Origin of the sequence: Bradyrhizobium sp. SZCCHNS3016 (assembly GCF_032484535.1) — a bacterium.
Taxonomy (GTDB): Bacteria; Pseudomonadota; Alphaproteobacteria; order Rhizobiales; family Xanthobacteraceae; genus Bradyrhizobium.
The window spans coordinates 236,644-255,178 of the sequence record NZ_JAUETE010000006.1 but is presented as its reverse complement, the minus strand read 5'-3'; the positions used below and the strand labels follow the sequence as shown (position 1 = coordinate 255,178).

The following is an 18,535-nucleotide window of genomic DNA, read 5'->3' as shown; positions in this document are numbered from 1 at the left end:
CATGAGCTTCGATCCGAACTCTCCCGAGCTGCGCCGGCGCCGTTTCCGCCCGATCCCGGTGCGGCTGCTGGTGCCGAACATGATCACCCTGTTGGCGATCTGCGCCGGCCTGACCGCAATCCGGCTGTCGACCGAGGGGCGGATGGAGCTCGCCGTCGGCGCCATCGTCTTCGCTGCCTTCCTGGACGGCATCGACGGCCGCATCGCCCGCATGATCAAGGGCCAGTCGAAGTTCGGCGCCGAGCTCGACAGCCTGGCCGATTTCGTCAATTTCGGCGTGGCGCCGGGCCTGATCCTGTATTTCTGGCAGCTCCATGAGCTGCGCGACGGCGGCTGGATCGCCGCCATGATGTACGCCATCAGCGGCGGCCTGCGGCTGGCGCGCTTCAATGCCAGCATTGACGATCCCAACAAGCCGCCCTTCGCCGCCAATTTCTTCACCGGCGTGCCGGCCCCGCTTGGCGCCATCACGGTGCTGCTGCCGGTCTATCTGGCGTTCCTGGATCTGCCGAGGCCGCCGGCGCTGGTGACGGCTTTCTACACGCTGCTGATCGCCTTCCTGATGGTGTCGCGGCTGCCGGTGTTCTCCGGCAAGACCACGCGGATGCGCGTCTCGCCCGAACTCGTGCTGCCAGTGTTCGCCTCGGTGGTGTTCTTCGTGGCGCTGCTGGTGGTCTATCCCTGGCACATCCTATCGGCAGGATCGATCCTCTACATCCTGAGCCTTCCGTTCGGCTGGCGGCTGTATCGGCAGCAGGCGGCGCGGCACTCCGCGGTCCTTGGTGCCGCGGCTGCAGCGCCGCACGCCTCGTCCTCATCCGCGACGGCTTTTGCGCCGACCGGCGCGCCAGCGGCGGAGCAGGGGCAGCGGCCGCCGGAACGGCTGCACTGAGCGCAGGGCCCCAAGACCCAGCGCGCGCTTTGCCGGCTTCGGCGCCTCAGTTATACCGGATGGCCAAGGACGGCCGCGAATGCCGTCCGCATCATCCGGAGAAAACGCCCGTGACACGCACTGCCGCCGCGCCCCTCGCTGCTTCCGTTCTCGAGGCGCTCGCGCGCTACGATACGCCGACCATCTGCAACGCGATGGAGATCGTGGCGCCCGAACGCCGCCTCGTCGGCTACACGACCAAGCCGCTGGTGTGTCCGTTCCCCGATCTGCCGCCCATGGTCGGCTACGCGCGGACGGCGACGATCCGGTCCGTCGTCAAATCGGGATTGCCGGCGGACGAGCAGGCGAGGCGGCGCACAGACTACTACGAATATGTCGGCACCGGTCATGGTCCCCGCATCGTCGTGATCCAGGACATCGATGGTCCCGACATCGGCTACGGCGCGTTCTGGGGCGAGGTGCAGAGCAATGTCCACAAGGCGCTCGGCTGCCTCGGCGTGATCACGGATGGATCGATCCGCGACATTCCGCAATGGGCTGCCGGCTTCCAGGCTCTGGCGGGCTCGATCGGTCCGTCGCATGCGTGGGTGCATGCCGAGAGCTTCGGCGGCGAGGTCCGCGTCGCCGGGATGACCGTGCGCTCGGACGATCTGATCCACTCCGATCGCCATGGTGCGATCGTCATCCCGGCCGACATCGCGGCGAAGCTTCCCGAGGCGGCCGAGCTGTGCGCGCGCCGCGAAACGCCGATCCTGGAGATCGCGCGGTCAGCGGATTTCTCGCTCGAGAAGCTCAAGGCCGCCTTGAAGCGGTCGGCGGAGATTCATTGAGCCTCGCTTCGCTCCGGTCCCAATCAGCGAGAGCCGTACCGCTCGGCGGTGCGGCCCCGTTCGGGCCCTGCGCAGGGCCGCTCGCCGAACTGCGACGCTGCAACCGCATCCGGATGACTACGGGGTGACGGCCGAGCTTCCGCCGAAAGTATCGAACGTGGTGGCGAATGACCCGCAAACAGGCCGGGATTCGCCGAAGGTTAGGCGGCCGTCGCTCGTTGAGAAGATTTTATCCATCAAGCTTTACCTGATGGCCAGCCTGTCCCGATAGGCATGTCGCCCGAGGGCGAAGGACATGCGCAGGCTGATATCGAAATCGAGGCCGTTGTTCGGGCGGCTCGACCAGACCGTCGACAAGATGGTTCGGCTGATCGGACATTTCGGCAGCGCCGCGATCGGCCTCTCGGCGATCGCCCTGGTGTGGGCCGGCATCTTCTACACGATCTCCGAAGAGCATACGCGCACCGAGCAGTCGGCGCTGAAGAACGGCGCCAACCTGGCCCGCGCGTTCGAGGAGCAGATCATCCGCTCGATCCGTGCGGCAGATCAGACCTTGCTCTACGTCCGCGACTCCTATGCCAGGGATCCGCACAACTTCGACATGTCGCTATGGTCGAAGAACAGCCAGTTCCTGTCCGACTTCTCGTTTCAGGTCGTCGTGATCGGAAAGGACGGCATCATGCTGTCCAGCAACATCGATCCGAACATGCGCGGCCTCGACCTGCGCGACCGCGAGCACTTCCGCGTTCATGCCGGCGGAAAGGATGATTTTCTCTTCATCAGCAAGCCGATCTTCGGCCGCGTCTCCAACAAATGGTCGATCCAGCTGACCCGCCGCATCATCATGCCGGACGGTTCGTTCGGCGGCGTCGTCGTGGTCTCGCTCGACCCCGAATATCTGTCGAGCTTCTACAATTCGGTCGATCTTGGCAAGAAGGGCAATGTCACGCTCCTCGGTCTCGACGGCATCGTGCGCGCACGGGCCTCGGCCGGCCCGGGGGGCGTGGGATCCTCGCTCGCCGGCAGCCCGGTGATGAGCGCCATTCAGCACAGAAGCAGCGGCTTCTACACCTTCAAGAGTCTGATCGACGGCGTCACGCGCATCTACTCGTTCCAGCGCATCAAGGATCTTCCGCTGGTGGTCATCGTCGGTCAGGCCTCCGAGGAGATCTTCAGCGCCTTCAAGCTCAACCGCGATCGTGATCTGCTGGTCGGGGCGTTGCTGACGGTGGTCATCGGCATCATCACGATCCTGATCGCGCGCTATCAGGCGGGGCTTGCCGCCTCACGCGATGCCGCCGAGGCCGGTACGCGGGCGCGCTCCGAATTCCTGGCGATGATGAGCCATGAGATCCGCACGCCGATGAACGGCGTCATCGGCCTTGCCGATCTCTTGCTGTCGGCGGACCTCGCGCCGGAGCAGCGCAAGATCGCGACGACCTTGCGCGAGTCGGCCGACTACCTGTTGCAGCTGCTCAACGACGTCCTCGATTTCTCCAAGCTCGATGCCGATCGTCTGGAGATCGAGCACATCGAGTTCGACCTGCACCGGTCGGTGACGGCGACCGCCGAGCTGCTGGTGTCCCGCGCCAAGGAAAAGGGTCTGCAGCTGACGACCTCGATCGCGCCGGAAGTGCCGAACTACGTGGTCGGCGATCCCGCGCGGTTGCGCCAGGTGCTGTTCAACCTGGTCGGCAATGCGCTCAAATTCACCGAATCGGGCGGCGTCCATGTCGATGTCCGTGCCGAGAACCTTGCCGGGCCGACCCTGACGCTGGTGTTCTCGGTGGCCGATACCGGCGTCGGCATTCCCGCAGACGCCGTCAGCCGGCTGTTCAAGCAGTTCTCGCAGGTCGACAATTCCATCTCGCGCCGCTTCGGCGGCACCGGTCTGGGGCTCGCGATCTGCAAGCGCCTCGTCACCTGCATGGGCGGCGACATCAAGGTGCAGAGCAAGGTGGGCGTGGGCAGCACCTTCACCTTCTCGATCCAGCTTCAGCCGCAGCCGGACGTCGAGCAGGTGAGCGCGCCCGAAGCGACCATCGCGCCGGTCGGCGAGACGATCGCCGAGGAACGTCCGGCCAGCGTCGAGCCGCTGAAGATTCTCGTTGCCGAGGACAATCTGACCAATCAGTTCGTCGTCAAGAAGCTCCTGGACAAGCTCGGTCACCGCTACGACATCGTCGAGAACGGAACGCAGGCGATCGCGGCCGTGCAGAGGCAGAGCTACGATCTCGTGCTGATGGACATGATGATGCCCGAGATGGACGGGCTCACGGCGACGCGGATGATCCGCTCGCTGCCGCCGCCCGCCCAGGACATCTACGTTATTGCCCTGACGGCCAACGCCACCAGCCAGGATCATCTGGCGTGCACGGAGGCCGGCATGAACGACTTCGTGACCAAGCCGGTCACGCGCGATCGACTGAATGCCGCTCTGCTTCGCGCGGTCGCTGCTACACACAAGGAAAGGCTTGTCGCATGACCGACTTGGTGCAATTCGACGAATCCGTCTATCAGACCCTGGTCTCCGAGCTCGGCGAGGAGGATGCGCTGGAAGTCCTGCGCACGTTCCTCGACGATACCTCGGGAAAGTTCGGCACGCTTGCCGCCAAGTTCGAGGATCGCCTCGAACTGAGGCGCGAGGCGCATTCGATCAAGAGTTCGTCGGCGACGTTCGGTTTTTCGGCGCTGTCGCGCCTGTCGCGCGAACTCGAGGTCGGATCGGCGACGATGGAGCCGGCGCAGATGCTGGAGATGATCCACAAGATGCAGCGATCATTCGATCAGTCAGCCGTCTTCGCCGCGGCTAACCTGCTCAAGTCCGGAGCGTCAGCCGCTTGAGCGAGGTCGGCGTGGTCTGCGGCGCTGCCGTTTACCTTTCATTATGCCTACCGAATTCAGTAACTCGTCCTTAATGGCGGACATTTAGGGTCGTGACACGCGGTCCAGAAGCACCGCGTCGGTCCGGCAGGGTCCGTGGTTTGCGTACGCGGGTGGAGTTGACTCATGGATATTATGACGAGTGCGGGGCTCGTGGCTGGCGTGATCGTCATCGCGACGATGATGCTGCTGGGCGGCGATCTCGAGATGTTCGTCAGCGAGCACGCCGCAATCATCATCTTCGGCGGTTCGATCGCAGCCACCATGATTCGCTTCCCGCTGGGTGTCATGCTGCATGGCGTTCCGCTTGGAATGAAGTACGCTTTCACCATGAGCCGCCTGTCGGCCCGCGAGCTCGTCGACGAGCTCGCCCGCATTGCCGAGATCGCGCGCAAGCAGGGCCCGGTCGGCCTGGAAAAGGTCGAGACCGACGAGCCGTTCCTCGCCAAGGGAATCCGCTACGTGGCCGACGGCTACGACCTCGAATTCATCCGCGACAATCTCGAGCGTGACCGCGACAATTTCCTGATGCACCTGGACGAAGGCAGCAAGATCTATCGCGCCATCGGCGACTGCGCCCCGGCGTTCGGCATGGTCGGCACGCTGATCGGCATGGTGCAGATGTTCGCCAACATGACCGACCCCTCGAAGCTCGGCCCGTTCATGGCGACCGCGCTGCTCGCGACCTTGTACGGCGCGCTGGTGTCGAACCTGATCTGTCTGCCGATCGCCGACAAGCTGCATGGCAAGCTGCTGGACGAGGAAACCAACCGGACGCTGATCATCGACGGAATCCTGATGATCCGTGACTCCAAGAGCCCGGCCCTGGTCCGCGAAATGCTCCTGGCCTATCTGCCCGAGAAGCATCGCCACGCCGAAGGCGAGCCCGTGCCGGCCTGATCGGCTGCGGCGGGGCGATCCGGGGTGGGGTAGGCAATGGCAAAGAAGAAGAGGGGCGATGCGCATGGCGGCGGTCACGGCTGGTTCGTGACCTTTGCCGACCTGATGGGACTTCTGGTCAGCTTCTTCGTGATGCTGGTCGCGTTCTCCACCATGGACAACAACAAGCTGAAAGTCGTCGCAGGCTCGATGCGCGACGCCTTCGGCGTGCAGTCCGAGTCGCGCTATTCGGGCATCGTGGAATCCGACGGCCTGCCGACCCGGCCGAAGCTCAAGAACGCCGCCCACATCTCGCCGGAGGAGACCGCGCGCGAGCCGAGCCCCGAGCAGGAGGAGCGCCAGCATACCAATGGCGCCAAGCTGAAGATCGATCGCCAGTTCGCGCTGGCGTCCGCCTCGCTGCGTCAGGCGCTGCAGGACATGCCGGAGATGACCGAGATCTCCAAGCACATCATGTTCGAAGAGACCAAGCAGGGGCTCAACTTGGAGATCGTCGACCAGGACGGGCGGTCGATGTTCGCGGATGGCTCGAAGGTGCCCTTCGACCGCACGCGACGACTGATCGAGAAGCTGGCCGCACCGCTCAAGGCGACACCGCTTCGGGTCCAGATCACCGGGCACACGGCCGCCGGCTTCGTTCCCGCCCGCAGCGATTATGGTGGTTTCGACCTGTCGGCGGACCGCGCCAACGCGGTGCGACAGATCCTGGAGCGGGAAGGGCTGCCGGCGAGCCACATCTACGCGGTCTCCGGCAAGGCGGACACCCAGCCGCTGTTCCCGGACGACCCCTCGCTGGCCGCCAACCGCCGCGTGACGATCACCTTGATGCGGGAAGACCCGCCATTGCCGCCCGATCTGAAGCCCTAGCCGGGACGCTTCGCTTCCCGCATCATATTGCCGCATGGCGGCTTGCGAACGGCAACGAAGAGCATCGGCAGGCACTTGATTCGCCCGAGGCAGATCCGACATCTGCCTCAGGATGCTTGGGCTAAAGGCACTTGCCGCGATGCGGCATGCGACATCCGTGTCAGTCGTGCCGTTTGGTTGCGGCCTGGGAACATCGGTCTGCTTACGGTAGAGGCTTGACCTGCGAACGGTCTGCGTTCACACGCGCCGGGCCAGACAGGAAGATGCGTTCCAAGCAACATGACGGCCAGCGCGACATCGACCGAAGGACAGGACACCGCGAGCACGTCGGGGTTCTGGGGGCTGACGCTAGGCAGCATCGGCGTGGTGTTCGGCGACATCGGCACCTCGCCCCTCTACGCCTTTCGCGAGGCTGCGCACGGCGCTGCTCAGGGGCAGCCGGTGTCGCGGATCATCGTGCTCGGCGTGCTTTCCCTGATCCTCTGGTCGCTGTTCATCGTGGTGACGGCCAAATACGTGCTGCTGCTGCTCCGTGCCGATAACAATGGCGAGGGCGGAACGCTGTCGCTGATGGCGCTGGGACAGCGCGCCCTGGGCCGGCGCAGCCTGTTCCTGATGTCACTGGGCGTGATCGGCGCGTCGATGTTCATCGGCGATTCGATGATCACGCCGGCGATCTCGGTGTTGTCCGCGGTCGAGGGCCTCAAGCTCGCGGCGCCCGCGCTCGAGCACTACGTCGTGCCGCTGACCGTGTTCATCCTGGTCGTGCTGTTCGCGGTCCAGAGCAAGGGGACGGCGCGCGTCGCCTCCGCGTTCGGCCCGGTCATGATCACATGGTTCACCAGCCTCGCCGTGATGGGAATCATCCACATCAGCGACGACCCCTCCGTGCTTGCGGCGATCAATCCCTATTACGCGGTGCAGTTCCTGCTCTCGCATGGCACGATCGGCCTGATCACCCTGGGCGCGGTGTTCCTCGCGGTCACCGGCGGCGAGGCGCTCTATGCGGATCTCGGTCATTTCGGCCGCAGGCCGATCCAGTCGGCTTGGCTGTTCTTCGTGCTACCGGCGCTGCTGATCAACTATTTCGGGCAGGGCGCCCTGGTGCTGTCCGATCCCGCCGCGATCGAGAATTCGTTCTACCGGATGGTGCCTGAACTGTTGCTGCTGCCGCTGGTGGTGCTGGCGACCGCCGCGACCGTCATCGCGAGCCAGGCCGTGATCACCGGTGCCTATTCGCTGGTCGGCCAGGCGGTCCAACTCGGCCTGCTGCCGCGTTTCGAGGTCCGCTATACGTCCGAGAGCCATGCCGGCCAGATCTATCTGCCGCGCGTCAACCGGTTGCTGCTGATCGGCGTGCTGCTACTGGTTCTGCTGTTCCGGACCTCGAGCAATCTGGCCTCCGCCTACGGCATCGCGGTGTCCACCACCATGGTGGCCGACGGCATCATGGGCTTCGTGGTGATCTGGAAGCTGTGGAACTTGCGTGCGGCCGTGGCGGCGGCCGTGATCGCTCCCTTCGTCATCGTCGACATGACCTTCTTCAGCGCCAATCTGCTGAAGCTCCTCGAAGGAGCCTGGGTTCCGCTGCTGTTCGGTGCCGCGATGGTCGTGACGATCTGGACTTGGCGGCGTGGCTCTGCGATTTTGGTGCTCAAGACGCGCAAGATCGAGGTTCCGCTGGACGACCTGATCACCAGCCTGGAGAAGAGGCCTCCTCACATCGTCAAGGGCACGGCGGTGTTTCTCACCAGCGATCCGACCTCAGTGCCGACGGCCCTGTTGCACAATCTCAAGCACAACAAGGTGCTGCACGAGCACAATGTGATCCTGACCATCGAGACCGCGCAGACGCCGCGGGTCGATGTGTCGGAGCGCGTGCGCATGGAGAAGATCAGCGAGAAGTTTTCCAAGGTGCGGCTGCGCTTCGGGTTCATGGAATCCCCGAACGTGCCGCGCGCGCTGGCGGTGGCGCGCAAGCTCGGCTGGCAGTTCGACATCATGTCGACGTCGTTCTTCGTCTCGCGCCGCTCGTTGAAGCCATCGTCCCAATCGGGCATGCCGACCTGGCAGGACCATCTCTTCATTGGCCTGAGCCGGTCGGCCAATGACGCCACGGACTACTTCCAGATTCCGACGGGCCGGGTCGTCGAAGTGGGTACCCAGGTAACGATTTAATCGATTGATCTTCCCTGGCGGCTCATGCATGCTTAATTGCATGGCTGAAGCGCATTCTCTTCAGGTCCATAGCAGCGCTCTGCCGCTATAAGCCGCGCGCTCTGCCGCGTTGTGCAGTGAAGCATTAACGAGTCCTCGAGGGGGCTACCCCATGACAGTCGACGTCGCAGCTACGCCCGCGGAAGCGCCGGCGACCAACGGGCATGGCAACGCCCATTCCACGGCCAGCTTCGCGGCGCTGACACTGGGAAGCATCGGTGTCGTCTATGGCGACATCGGCACCAGCCCGCTCTACGCGTTGCGTGAAGCGGTCATGGCTGCGAGCAGCGGCGGCGAACCTGCGCCTCACGCCGTGATGGGGGTGATCTCGCTCATCCTGTGGGCTCTCATCGTCGTCGTAACCCTCAAATACGTCGTGATCCTGCTGCGCGCCGACAACCACGGCGAGGGCGGAACGCTGGCGCTGATGGCGCTCGCCCAGCGCGCGGTCACGCGCGGCGCCAGCGTCATCGTTCTGCTCGGCATCATCTCGGGCGCGCTGTTCTATGGCGATGCGGTGATCACGCCGGCCCTGTCCGTGCTGTCGGCGATCGAGGGCATCAAGCTGGTGACGGCGGCGTTCGATCCCTACGTCGTGCCGCTCACGGTCATCATCCTGGTCATGCTGTTCGCGGTCCAGGTGCGCGGCACGGCCAAGGTGGCAGCGTTCTTCGGCCCGATCATGCTGATCTGGTTCGTGGTGATCGGGATCGCGGCGCTGCCGCCGATCCTGCACCATCCGGAGGTGCTGTGGGCGATCAACCCACTGCATGCCGTGTCGTTCATGCTGCATCACGGCATCATCGGCTTCATCACGCTCGGCGCCGTCTTCCTGGCCGTGACCGGCGCCGAGGCGCTGTATGCCGACCTCGGCCATTTCGGCAAACGTCCGATCCAGACCGCCTGGCTGTTCATCGTGCTGCCGTCGCTGGCGCTCAATTATCTGGGGCAGGGGGCGCTGGTGATCGCCGATGCCAAGGCGATCGAGAATCCGTTCTTCCTGATGTTCCCGGACTGGGCGCTGATCCCGATGGTCGGGCTGGCCACCGCCGCGACCGTGATCGCGAGCCAAGCCGTCATCACCGGCGCCTATTCGCTGACGCGGCAGGCGATCCAGCTCGGCCTGCTGCCGCGCTTCGAGATCCGCCACACCTCCGAGGCGCATTCGGGTCAGATCTACATTCCGCGCATTAACAAGCTGCTGCTGATCTCGGTCATGCTGCTGGTGCTGATGTTCAAGTCGTCCAGCGCACTCGCCTCGGCCTACGGCATCTCGGTCACCGGCACCATGGTCGTCACCGCGATGATGGGCTTCGTCGTGATCTGGAAGGTCTGGCGCTGGTCGCCGTTCGCGGCGGCCGCGCTGATCGCGCCGTTCCTCTTCCTGGACCTGACCTTCCTGGCGGCGAACCTCCTGAAGGTGCTCGAAGGCGGCTGGGTGCCGCTGGCGCTGGGCGGCTTCGTGATGACGCTGATGTACACGTGGCGGCGCGGCAGCCGGCTCTTGTTCGACAAGTCGCGCAAGCTCGAATTCCCGCTCGCCGATCTCGTTGCGATGCTTGAGAAGCGTCCGCCGCAGCGGGTGGCGGGAACGGCCGTGTTCCTGACCAGCGATCCCTTGAGCGCGCCGACCGCGCTGATGCACAGCCTCAAGCACTACAAGGTGCTGCACGAGAAGAACGTGATCCTCACCATCGAGACCGCGCCGACGCCGCGCATCGATCCGTCCGAACGTGTTCGCCTCGAGCAGATCAGTCCGACTTTCTCCAAGGTGACGTTGCGCTTCGGCTTCATGGAATCGCCCAACGTGCCGCGCGCGCTGGCGATCGCGCGCAAGCTCGGCTGGCAGTTCGACATCATGTCGACCTCGTTCTTCCTGTCACGCCGCGCGCTGAAGCCGGCTGCGCATTCGGGCATGCCGCACTGGCAGGATCACCTGTTCATCTCGATGAGCCGCTCCGCCAACGATGCGACTGACTATTTTCAGATCCCGAGCGGACGGGTGGTGGAGGTCGGCACCCAGGTCACGATCTGAGCTCTGGACCCGCCGCGCCAGTGTGCCGAAGCGCTTGATTTTCGTAGCGTCTGGGGTGAGTTTGGCGGCCGGATCAGGGGCGGTACGGCCCTGCTGAAGGCTTGGAGGATGGGCGTGGCTGTTGTGCACGATTTGACCCCGCAGGACGTGGCCCAGGGGATCGCGGAAGGGCGAATTCTTCTGGTTGACGTGCGAGAGCCGAACGAAGTTGCTGCGGAAGCCTATCCCCACGGCGTCGTCGTTCCGCTGTCGGGCTTCGACCCGAAGCTGATCCCGGATCCCCAAGGCAAGGATGTCGTGTTCGCCTGCCGCTCCGGCAAGCGCTCGGTGACGGCCTCGCTGGCGGCGCAGGCCGCCGGTCTGCCCTACGACAAGCATCTCCAGGGGGGCATGCTCGGCTGGAAGGCGGCCGGCCTGCCGACTAGGACCGGCGGCTGACAGGCGATCATGATCTCGCAGAACAAGGTCTTCGCCGACCTGCCCGTCACCATTTTCGAGCAGATGTCGCAGCTCGCGCGCGACAACAACGCTATCAATCTGGGGCAGGGCTTTCCCGACGATCCGGGCCCGGAGGATATCCGCCGCGCGGCGGCCGACGCCGTCCTCAACGGCTACAACCAGTATCCGTCGATGATGGGCCTGCCCGAGCTGCGCCAGGCCATCGCGGCCCATTACCGGCACTGGCACAAGCTCGATCTCGACCCGATGAGCGAGGTCATGGTCACCTCCGGTGGCACTGAGGCGCTGACGTCGGCGATCCTGTCCGTGGTGGAGCCGGGCGACGAGGTGATCTGCTTCCAGCCGGTCTATGATTCATACCTGCCGATCATCCGCCAGGCCGGCGGCATTCCGCGCCTCGTCCGGCTCGAGCCGCCGCATTGGCGGCTGTCGGAGGAGATGCTGCGGCAGGCGTTCTCGCCAAAGACCAAGGCGGTGCTGTTCAACAACCCGCTCAACCCGGCCGCCGTGGTCTATCCGCGCGAGGACCTCGAGCTGTTGGCGCGCTTCTGCCAGGAGTTCGATGCGGTCGCGATCTGCGACGAGGTCTGGGAGCACGTGGTGTTCGACGGCCGTGCGCACATTCCGCTGATCACGATCCCCGGCATGCGCGACCGCACCATCAAGGTCGGCTCGGCAGGAAAGATCTTCTCGTTGACGGGCTGGAAGATCGGCTTCTTCTGCGCTGCGCCGCATCTGTTGCGCGTCGCCGCCAAGGTGCATCAATTCCTGACCTTCACGACCGCGCCGAACCTGCAGGTCGCGGTCGCCTACGGACTCGGCAAGTCGGACGACTATTTCGTCAATATGCGCAGCGAGCTCGCGCGCAGCCGCGACCGGCTCACGGCTGGTCTCGAAAGCCTGGGGTTTCCCGTGCTGAAGGCGCAGGGGACCTACTTCCTGACCGTCGACCTTTCGCCGCTCGGCCTCAACGAGACCGACGAGCAGTTCTGCCGCCGCATCGTCCACGACTACAAGGTGGCCGCCATCCCGGTGTCGGCGTTCTACGAGACGGATGCCGTGACCTCCGTGGTGCGGTTCTGCTTTGCCAAGAAGGACGCAACCCTGGATACGGCGCTGGAGCGCCTGTCGGACGCCATCCACCGGCGCTAGGAGACAAGTGATGACGCGCGGCTGCATGGGTTCGGCTCTGGCGCTGGCCGTCGCGGCGTTGACGCTTTCCGTACCGGCGGGGCGCGCCGAGGAGCGCGTCGTCAACTTCTACAACTGGTCGAACTACATGGCGCCCGGTGTCCTTGACGACTTCACCAAGGAGACCGGCATCAAGGTGGTCTACGACACGTTCGACGCCAACGAGACCCTGGAGACGCGGCTGCTCGCCGGCAAATCCGGCTACGACGTCGTGGTGCCGACCGCGTACTTCCTACAGCGCCAGATCAAGGCAAAAATCTTCCAGCCGCTCGACAAGTCGAAGCTGCCGAATCTCACCAACGCGTGGCCTGTCGTCACTGAGCGTCTCGCCACCTACGACCCCGGCAATCAGTTCGCCGCCAACTACATGTGGGGCACGACCGGGATCGGCTACAACGTCAAGGCGGTCGAGAAGATCCTGGGTCCCGGCGCGGGGATCGACAGCTGGGACATGGTGTTCAAGCCGGAGAACCTCGCCAAGTTCAAGGATTGCGGCGTCCACATGCTGGATTCCGCCGACGACATCTTTCCGGCGGCGCTCAACTTCCTCGGTCTCGATCCGAACTCGACCAAGCAGGCCGACCTGGAGAAGGCGGGCGACGTGGTCGGCAAGGTTGCGTCGTCTGTCCGCAAATTTCATTCGTCGGAGTATCTGAGCGCGCTCGCCACCGGCGAGATTTGCCTGGTGGTCGGCTGGTCCGGCGACATCATGCAGGCGCGCAGCCGCGCCGAGGAGGCCAAGAACGGCATCGAGATCGGCTACGCCATCCCGAAGGAGGGCGCGCAGATGTTCTTCGACAATTTTGCGATTCCCGCCGACGCCCCGCACGTGGCTGAGGCGTATGCGCTGATCAACTACCTCTACCGCCCCGAGATCGCCGCCAGGAACTCGGACTTCCTGTCCTATGCCAACGGCAACCTGGCCAGCCAGAAGCTGATCGATCCAAAAATCTTTGGCGACAAGAACATCTATCCGGACGAGGCGACGCTGAAGAAGCTGTTCGTCATCACCGCCCGCGATCCGGCCACGCAGCGGATCATCAACCGGTTGTGGACCAAGGTGAAGACGGGGCGGTGACGCGACACCTGGTGTCCGAGACGATTGTCTCTGGATGACAACATCGCGCAACAGTCAGCAGCATGGCGAAGCGTAAAGGATGGCTCGAGCCCGTAGGCGCGTGGGCGCGTACGGGATCGTCGATACGGTTGAACCTGACTCGAAAGGGTCACGACCAGCGCTGGAAAACGATGCTGGCGTTGACTCCGCCGAAGCCAAAGCCGTTCGAGATCGCACGGTCCATTCTCATCGATCTCGGTTCACCGCGGACCAGGTCCACACTGTCGGCCGCTGCGTCGGGCGTGGTGATATTGCGGGTCGGCGGCGCGATCTGATCGCGCAGAGCCAGAACGGTGAAGATCGATTCCAGCCCACCGGCTGCTCCGAGGAGATGGCCGGTCGATGACTTTGTCGCGCTCACGGCAATGCGCCTGTCGCACCCGAACACCGCCTTGATCGCTTCGAGCTCGCTGCGGTCGCCCGACGGCGTGGAGGTCGAGTGAGCGTTCAGATGCTGCACGTCGCCCGGTTCGAGCCCGGCCTGTCGCAGCGCAGCCTCCATTGCGCGACGCGCGCCTTCGCCGTCCTCGGGCCCGGACGTGATGTGAAAGGCGTCGCTGGTTGTGCCATAGCCGACGACCTCGGCGATTGGCGACGCCCCGCGTGCAAGCGCATGCTCCAACTCCTCGATCACCAGGACGCCGGCGCCTTCCCCCATGACGAAGCCGTCGCGGTCTCGATCGAACGGCCGGGACGCGCGGTCCGGCGTGTCATTGAAGCGGGTCGATAGCGCCCGAGCCGCGGCGAAACCTCCCAAGCTGACGAGGTCGATGCAGGCCTCCGTGCCGCCACACACCGCAACGTCAGCTTCGCCCGATCGGATCAGGCGTGCTCCATCGCCGATCGCCTGTACGCCCGCTGCGCATGCGGTAACCGGCGTTCCTACGGGCCCCTTGAAGCCAAACCGGATGCTGACATGACCCGCTGCGAGATTGGGCAGGAATGATGGTACTGTGAAAGGCGACAGCCGTTGCACGCCTCGCTGCTCGGTGGTCCTGACCGCCTCGACGATAGCCGGAAAACCGCCGATGCCGGACGCGATGATCGTGGCGGTTCGTCCGGCCGCGTGTGCATCAGCGGGCGCCCATCCGGCCTGGGCGATCGCCTCGGCGGCAGCCGCCAAGGCGAAAATGATGAACCGGTCCATCCTGCGCTGGTCCTTTGGCGATGCGGCAAGGTCGGCATCGAAGCCACCCTCGGCATCCTCGCTCTTGCTGGGCACGATCCCGGCAACTTTGGCCGGCAAGGCTGCAGCCCATTCGGGTAGCGCGCGGAGTCCCGACCGGCCGGACAGCAGACGCGCCCACGCAAGTTCAACGCCGCATCCCAAAGGGGACACGACACCCAATCCCGTCACGACAATCCGACGCATGCTGCTCTCCTAGCTAGTCTGGCGAGGAAGACGTCTCCGGGCGCATTGCTCTGATCGAGGCGAGACGCTTGCGCATGCCTGCGCTTGCTCGCGGACCAGGGAGAAGCACCGCGTTCGTCGGCGTGATCGGCGTCTTGCTGCAGGCATCCACCACGACCGGATCGAACGTGCGTGCGCTGTTGCGATCAGCCATGACAATCGATTTGCCCTCGGGGGCGAGGTGCCTGTTTCCCCACGCGAACATCGCCACCACGACCGGGAAGAAGTCTTGGCCCTTGGGGGTGAGAACATATTCGTATCGGGGCGGGTGTTCGTTATAGAGCCTCCGTTCGAACATGCCCGTATCGGTGAGATGCGCGAGGCGACGCGACAGGATGTTGGACGCGATACCCAGGCTGTCCTGAAATTCGTCGAAGCGAGTGAGTCCCTGGAACGCGTCGCGCAAGATCAGAATGCTCCACCACTCGCCGACGCACTCGACCGCCCGTGCGGCGGGACATTCCGCAGATTTGAATTTCTTCGGCTGCATACCGCCACCATGCCCGAGTAACTTGCTAATTGCAAGTCACAAGCCAGAGCCGTGCCCGCACACTGGTGCCGGGCGCTTCACACGCGCGACCATGACGGTCGGGCAGCGCGGCTCGTCGTTCCCGGCGACTGAGGGGGTCGTCTGCAGGTGGGGTGGACGGCACTTCAGCGAGCTGGCGGCGTCTCGCGCGAGTGATGCGCCGCTTTGATGGCGTCGGCGCGACCAGACGACCGCGTAACCGTCACCGGCCGCGCCGAGATCCATTTAGATCAGCGTTTGGAATGATGGGGTCGTCGAGCTTGACCAGGTCTGGACGAAAGCCCTCTTGGCGATCCGCTGTCGCGCGGCGTCCATCTTTTGCGCTGACTGGTGCGCGACCTGACCAGGCCCAACGGGCGTGTCCCAGTCGATCGTCAGCCCCGCGCCTCATCGACCGGAACCGCCCGGCAATGGGCGATCCCCGCCGTTGGCAACCTCTCGGATCACCCCAACCGATGCATGGCGCAGAGCTTGTTGCCGTCGAGGTCGCGCAAGTAGGCGAGGTAAAGCTTGCCCGCCGAACCTTCGCGGATGCCGGGCGGATTTTCGCAGGTCGTACCGCCGGCTTCCAGGCCCGCTGCATGCCACGCGTCAGCCTGTTCAGGCGAGCTGCAGGCAAAGCCGATGGTGCCGCCATTGGCAGGGGTCGCGGGCTGGCCGTTGATCGGCTTTGACACCGAGAAGATGCCGGTCGGTGTGATGTAGAAGATGCGGTGGCCGTCGACCTTGGCGGGGCGCACGCCCAGCGTCCCCAGCAGCTTGTCGTAGAAGGCCTTGGCCTTGTCGAGGTCGTTGGTGCCGATCATCACATGCGAAAACATTCGCGCTTATCCTCCCTGGAGCTCCGAACAGCTGTCGGATAGGCGGCCAAGGTAGCGGCCGTTGGTACAAGAGGTAAGGGTTTTGTTCGGATGGGCCGATCGACGGAATGGGATGCTGCGGACCGGCTTCCTCGTGGTGGAATTTGGTACGGCGCCGACTACCGCCAGCGCCGGTGCAGCCAAAGCCACTGCTCCGGATATTCGCGGATCCAGCCCTCGACGACGTCGGTGACCGCCTGCGTCGTGCCCTGGATGTCGATCTGACCGTCGGCCGTCCGCACCGGCTTCACTTCCTCCGACACTTCGGCGCGGAAGCGATTGCCGGGAAGGCGGATGATGCGGACGCCGTGCACGGGGCATTCGACCTGGCGTAACAGGCGAGCCAGCATCGGATTGGCGCGGGTCTTGCGGCCGAAGAAGGTGACCTCGACGCCACCGGTCAGATACTGATCGACCAGCATGGCAACGTGCTGGCCGTTCTTGAGCGCCTGTGCCAGCCGCAGCGGCGCGTCGCGGCCGGCCGGGACCAGTGTGCCCATCTTGACCTGCCGTATCTCCTGGATGATGCGGTCGGCGGCGGCGATGTTGGGTCGGCGATATAGGATCGCCGTATCGAGCTTATGCGCGACCGCCGCCAGCGCCGGCATCTCCCAATTGGCGAGATGGCTGGCAAAGATCAGGGCTGGCTTGCCGTCGAGGCGGAGCTGATGAAACAGCTCATGGGTGCGCGGCGACAGCTCGATCCGGCTGAGCTCGGGATGCGCCTCGTCGTAATCCCAGATCTTGTCGAGATGGGCGAACTCGGCGCCGACGCGGCCGAGATTGTCCCACACGCCGGCGAGGATCTTCTCGATCTCCTCGGGCGATTTCTCCGGGAAGGCCGCGGTGAGATTGTCGCGACCGATGCGCTGCTCGCGCAGGCGTGGCCCGATCATCTGCGCGAGGCGCGCGAAGCGGTCGGCCGTCTTCTGCGGGTCGAAATAGCGCGTGGTCCTGAGCATGCCAACCGTCAGCGCGCCGACGGCGGAAGCCCCGGCCGACTTCACGGCTCGGCGGATCACGAGCTTGGTCCGGAGTGGCAGGAGACTCATCGATGGCAGCGGCGGATCAGGCCGGTTCGCGCGTCAGGATCAGCGAGGCGTTCTGGCCGCCGAAGCCGAACGAATTCGACATCACGGTGGTGACCCGCGCGTCGCGGGCCTTGTTGCCGACCACGTCGAACAGGATCGCGGGATCCGGAATGTCGTAGTTGATGGTCGGCGGAATCCGCTGATGCTCGAGCGTCTGCAGCGAGAAGATCGCCTCGACCGCACCGGCTGCCGAGATCGTATGCCCGACCATCGACTTGTTCGACGACACCGGGATCTTGCCGGTGTGCTCGCCGAACACGGCGGAGACGCCGACATATTCCATCTTGTCGTTCTCGGGCGTGGCGGTGCCGTGGGCGTTGATGTGGTCGATCTGCTCCGGCGCCATGCCGGCGTCGGCCAGCGCCTTGCGGATGCAGCCGATGATCGGCTTGCCGTCCGGCGAGGAGCGGGTGCGGTGGAAGGAGTCGGTCAGCTCGCCGCAGCCGGCGACGACGCCGAGGATCTTGGCGCCGCGCGCGACCGCCGCATCATAGCTCTCCAGCACCAGCGCCCCGGCGCCTTCAGCCATCACGAAGCCGTCGCGGTTCTTCGAGAACGGCTTCGAGGCGCCTTGCGGTGGGTCGTTCTGGGTCGACAGCGCCGACAGCAGCGAGAAGCGCACGAGCCCTTCCGGATTGACCGACCCTTCGGTGGCGGCGCATAGCGCGACGTCGGTCTCACCGCGCCGGATCGCCTCGACGCCGAGCTGGATCGCGGTCGCGCCGGAGGCGCAGGCGGTCGACAGCGAGATCGGCGAGCCCTTGGTGCCGAATGTGTCCGACAGCGAATCCGCCACCGAGCCGAACAGGAAGCGGTGGTGATAGTTGACGAACTTGCCGCCGCCGCAGACCTTCAGTAGGTCGTCATAGGTGAACTGGGTGCCGCCGACCTCGTGCGCGAGCTCGAGCCGCTGCGGCCATTCGATCTCGACCGGGGCGACGGCGAGAAACAACGGCCCCGGGAAGTCGCCCTTGGAGCCGATCCCGGCCTGCGCGATGGCTTCCTCAACGGCCATGTGGCCCAGCCGTTCGGACAGACCCGTCGACGTGAACGGGGCCACGGGAACGAAGTCGACCGTGCCGGCCATCGTCGTCTTCAGGCCGTCGATCGGGAAGCGCGTGATGGTGCGGATGCCGGACTCGCCCGCAACGAGCTTGTTCCAATTGTCCGACTTGCCGGCCCCGAGCGAGGTGACGATCCCCATCCCGGTCACGACCACGATGGGACGTCCAAACTTGTCGCGTACACTCATG

The 18,535-nt window shown here is 64.8% G+C and carries 16 protein-coding genes; 11 read left to right on the top strand and 5 right to left on the bottom strand.

The features are described from left to right. Position 1 precedes the first annotated feature (1 nt). The 11 genes from QW881_RS14515 to QW881_RS14465 all read left to right on the top strand — a co-directional run bounded on the left by QW881_RS14515 (position 2) and on the right by QW881_RS14465 (position 13,352). The gene (locus QW881_RS14515; RefSeq protein WP_315739662.1) at positions 2 to 892 is read left to right on the top strand and encodes a phosphatidylcholine/phosphatidylserine synthase; all 891 of its coding nucleotides are present in this window, start codon (positions 2 to 4) and stop codon (positions 890 to 892) included. Between the two features lie 110 nt (positions 893 to 1,002). Further along, complete coding sequence (locus QW881_RS14510; protein WP_315758933.1) at positions 1,003 to 1,722, top strand: RraA family protein; 720 nt, start codon at positions 1,003 to 1,005, stop codon at positions 1,720 to 1,722. A gap of 295 nt (positions 1,723 to 2,017) precedes the next feature. Next, the gene (locus tag QW881_RS14505; RefSeq protein WP_315758932.1) at positions 2,018 to 4,207 is read left to right on the top strand and encodes a hybrid sensor histidine kinase/response regulator; all 2,190 of its coding nucleotides are present in this window, start codon (positions 2,018 to 2,020) and stop codon (positions 4,205 to 4,207) included. Then, a complete protein-coding gene (locus QW881_RS14500; RefSeq protein WP_315758931.1) occupies positions 4,204 to 4,566 on the top strand; it encodes an Hpt domain-containing protein in 363 nt (120 codons plus the stop codon). Before QW881_RS14505 ends, QW881_RS14500 begins: the two co-directional genes overlap by 4 nt. A 165-nt stretch (positions 4,567 to 4,731) precedes the next feature. Next, positions 4,732 to 5,505 (top strand): motility protein A, encoded by a 774-nt coding sequence (locus QW881_RS14495; protein ID WP_315714499.1) that lies wholly within the window; start codon positions 4,732 to 4,734, stop codon positions 5,503 to 5,505. A 36-nt stretch (positions 5,506 to 5,541) separates the two neighbouring features. Further along, the gene (locus tag QW881_RS14490; RefSeq protein ID WP_315739667.1) at positions 5,542 to 6,372 is read left to right on the top strand and encodes a flagellar motor protein MotB; all 831 of its coding nucleotides are present in this window, start codon (positions 5,542 to 5,544) and stop codon (positions 6,370 to 6,372) included. 279 nt (positions 6,373 to 6,651) lie between these two features. Beyond that, positions 6,652 to 8,550 carry a potassium transporter Kup gene (locus QW881_RS14485; RefSeq protein WP_315758930.1) on the top strand — a complete coding sequence of 633 codons (1,899 nt, stop codon included), beginning with the start codon at positions 6,652 to 6,654 and terminating at the stop codon, positions 8,548 to 8,550. Between the two features lie 151 nt (positions 8,551 to 8,701). Next, a complete protein-coding gene (locus tag QW881_RS14480; RefSeq protein ID WP_315758929.1) occupies positions 8,702 to 10,624 on the top strand; it encodes a potassium transporter Kup in 1,923 nt (640 codons plus the stop codon). Between the two features lie 108 nt (positions 10,625 to 10,732). Further along, positions 10,733 to 11,062: a rhodanese-like domain-containing protein gene (locus QW881_RS14475; RefSeq protein ID WP_315739670.1), complete on the top strand. Its 330-nt coding sequence runs from the start codon at positions 10,733 to 10,735 to the stop codon at positions 11,060 to 11,062. Between the two features lie 9 nt (positions 11,063 to 11,071). After that, positions 11,072 to 12,235 (top strand): aminotransferase, encoded by a 1,164-nt coding sequence (locus QW881_RS14470; RefSeq protein ID WP_316158506.1) that lies wholly within the window; start codon positions 11,072 to 11,074, stop codon positions 12,233 to 12,235. Between the two features lie 10 nt (positions 12,236 to 12,245). Further along, positions 12,246 to 13,352, top strand: a complete 1,107-nt coding sequence (locus tag QW881_RS14465; protein ID WP_315758928.1) for a polyamine ABC transporter substrate-binding protein — start codon at positions 12,246 to 12,248, stop codon at positions 13,350 to 13,352. Positions 13,353 to 13,500: 148 nt separating this feature from the next. Here QW881_RS14465 and fabF read toward each other — a convergent pair whose 3' ends face one another. The 5 genes from fabF to QW881_RS14440 form a co-directional block, all read right to left on the bottom strand. Then, positions 13,501 to 14,763 carry a beta-ketoacyl-ACP synthase II gene (fabF, locus tag QW881_RS14460; RefSeq protein WP_315758927.1) on the bottom strand — a complete coding sequence of 421 codons (1,263 nt, stop codon included), beginning with the start codon at positions 14,761 to 14,763 and terminating at the stop codon, positions 13,501 to 13,503. A 13-nt stretch (positions 14,764 to 14,776) separates the two neighbouring features. Beyond that, positions 14,777 to 15,292 (bottom strand): helix-turn-helix domain-containing protein, encoded by a 516-nt coding sequence (locus QW881_RS14455; protein ID WP_315739674.1) that lies wholly within the window; start codon positions 15,290 to 15,292, stop codon positions 14,777 to 14,779. Positions 15,293 to 15,774: 482 nt separating this feature from the next. Further along, positions 15,775 to 16,152 (bottom strand): VOC family protein, encoded by a 378-nt coding sequence (locus QW881_RS14450; RefSeq protein WP_316158505.1) that lies wholly within the window; start codon positions 16,150 to 16,152, stop codon positions 15,775 to 15,777. A gap of 158 nt (positions 16,153 to 16,310) precedes the next feature. Beyond that, on the bottom strand, positions 16,311 to 17,243 hold the full coding sequence (locus QW881_RS14445; RefSeq protein WP_315758924.1) for a lipid A biosynthesis lauroyl acyltransferase: 933 nt from the start codon (positions 17,241 to 17,243) through the stop codon (positions 16,311 to 16,313). Positions 17,244 to 17,259: 16 nt separating this feature from the next. Beyond that, the gene (locus tag QW881_RS14440; protein WP_409997704.1) at positions 17,260 to 18,534 is read right to left on the bottom strand and encodes a beta-ketoacyl-ACP synthase; all 1,275 of its coding nucleotides are present in this window, start codon (positions 18,532 to 18,534) and stop codon (positions 17,260 to 17,262) included. Position 18,535 lies beyond the last annotated feature (1 nt).

Coding starts and splice junctions, on each gene's coding strand:
- QW881_RS14485 (WP_315758930.1), top strand. CDS start 6,652: ATGACGGCCAGCGCGACATCGACCGAAGGACAGGACACCGCGAGCACG.
- QW881_RS14465 (WP_315758928.1), top strand. CDS start 12,246: ATGACGCGCGGCTGCATGGGTTCGGCTCTGGCGCTGGCCGTCGCGGCG.
- QW881_RS14445 (WP_315758924.1), bottom strand. CDS start 17,243: ATGAGTCTCCTGCCACTCCGGACCAAGCTCGTGATCCGCCGAGCCGTG.
- fabF (WP_315758927.1), bottom strand. CDS start 14,763: ATGCGTCGGATTGTCGTGACGGGATTGGGTGTCGTGTCCCCTTTGGGA.
- QW881_RS14515 (WP_315739662.1), top strand. CDS start 2: ATGAGCTTCGATCCGAACTCTCCCGAGCTGCGCCGGCGCCGTTTCCGC.
- QW881_RS14475 (WP_315739670.1), top strand. CDS start 10,733: ATGGGCGTGGCTGTTGTGCACGATTTGACCCCGCAGGACGTGGCCCAG.
- QW881_RS14495 (WP_315714499.1), top strand. CDS start 4,732: ATGGATATTATGACGAGTGCGGGGCTCGTGGCTGGCGTGATCGTCATC.
- QW881_RS14470 (WP_316158506.1), top strand. CDS start 11,072: ATGATCTCGCAGAACAAGGTCTTCGCCGACCTGCCCGTCACCATTTTC.
- QW881_RS14500 (WP_315758931.1), top strand. CDS start 4,204: ATGACCGACTTGGTGCAATTCGACGAATCCGTCTATCAGACCCTGGTC.
- QW881_RS14455 (WP_315739674.1), bottom strand. CDS start 15,292: ATGCAGCCGAAGAAATTCAAATCTGCGGAATGTCCCGCCGCACGGGCG.
- QW881_RS14490 (WP_315739667.1), top strand. CDS start 5,542: ATGGCAAAGAAGAAGAGGGGCGATGCGCATGGCGGCGGTCACGGCTGG.
- QW881_RS14440 (WP_409997704.1), bottom strand. CDS start 18,534: ATGAGTGTACGCGACAAGTTTGGACGTCCCATCGTGGTCGTGACCGGG.
- QW881_RS14505 (WP_315758932.1), top strand. CDS start 2,018: ATGCGCAGGCTGATATCGAAATCGAGGCCGTTGTTCGGGCGGCTCGAC.
- QW881_RS14480 (WP_315758929.1), top strand. CDS start 8,702: ATGACAGTCGACGTCGCAGCTACGCCCGCGGAAGCGCCGGCGACCAAC.
- QW881_RS14450 (WP_316158505.1), bottom strand. CDS start 16,152: ATGTTTTCGCATGTGATGATCGGCACCAACGACCTCGACAAGGCCAAG.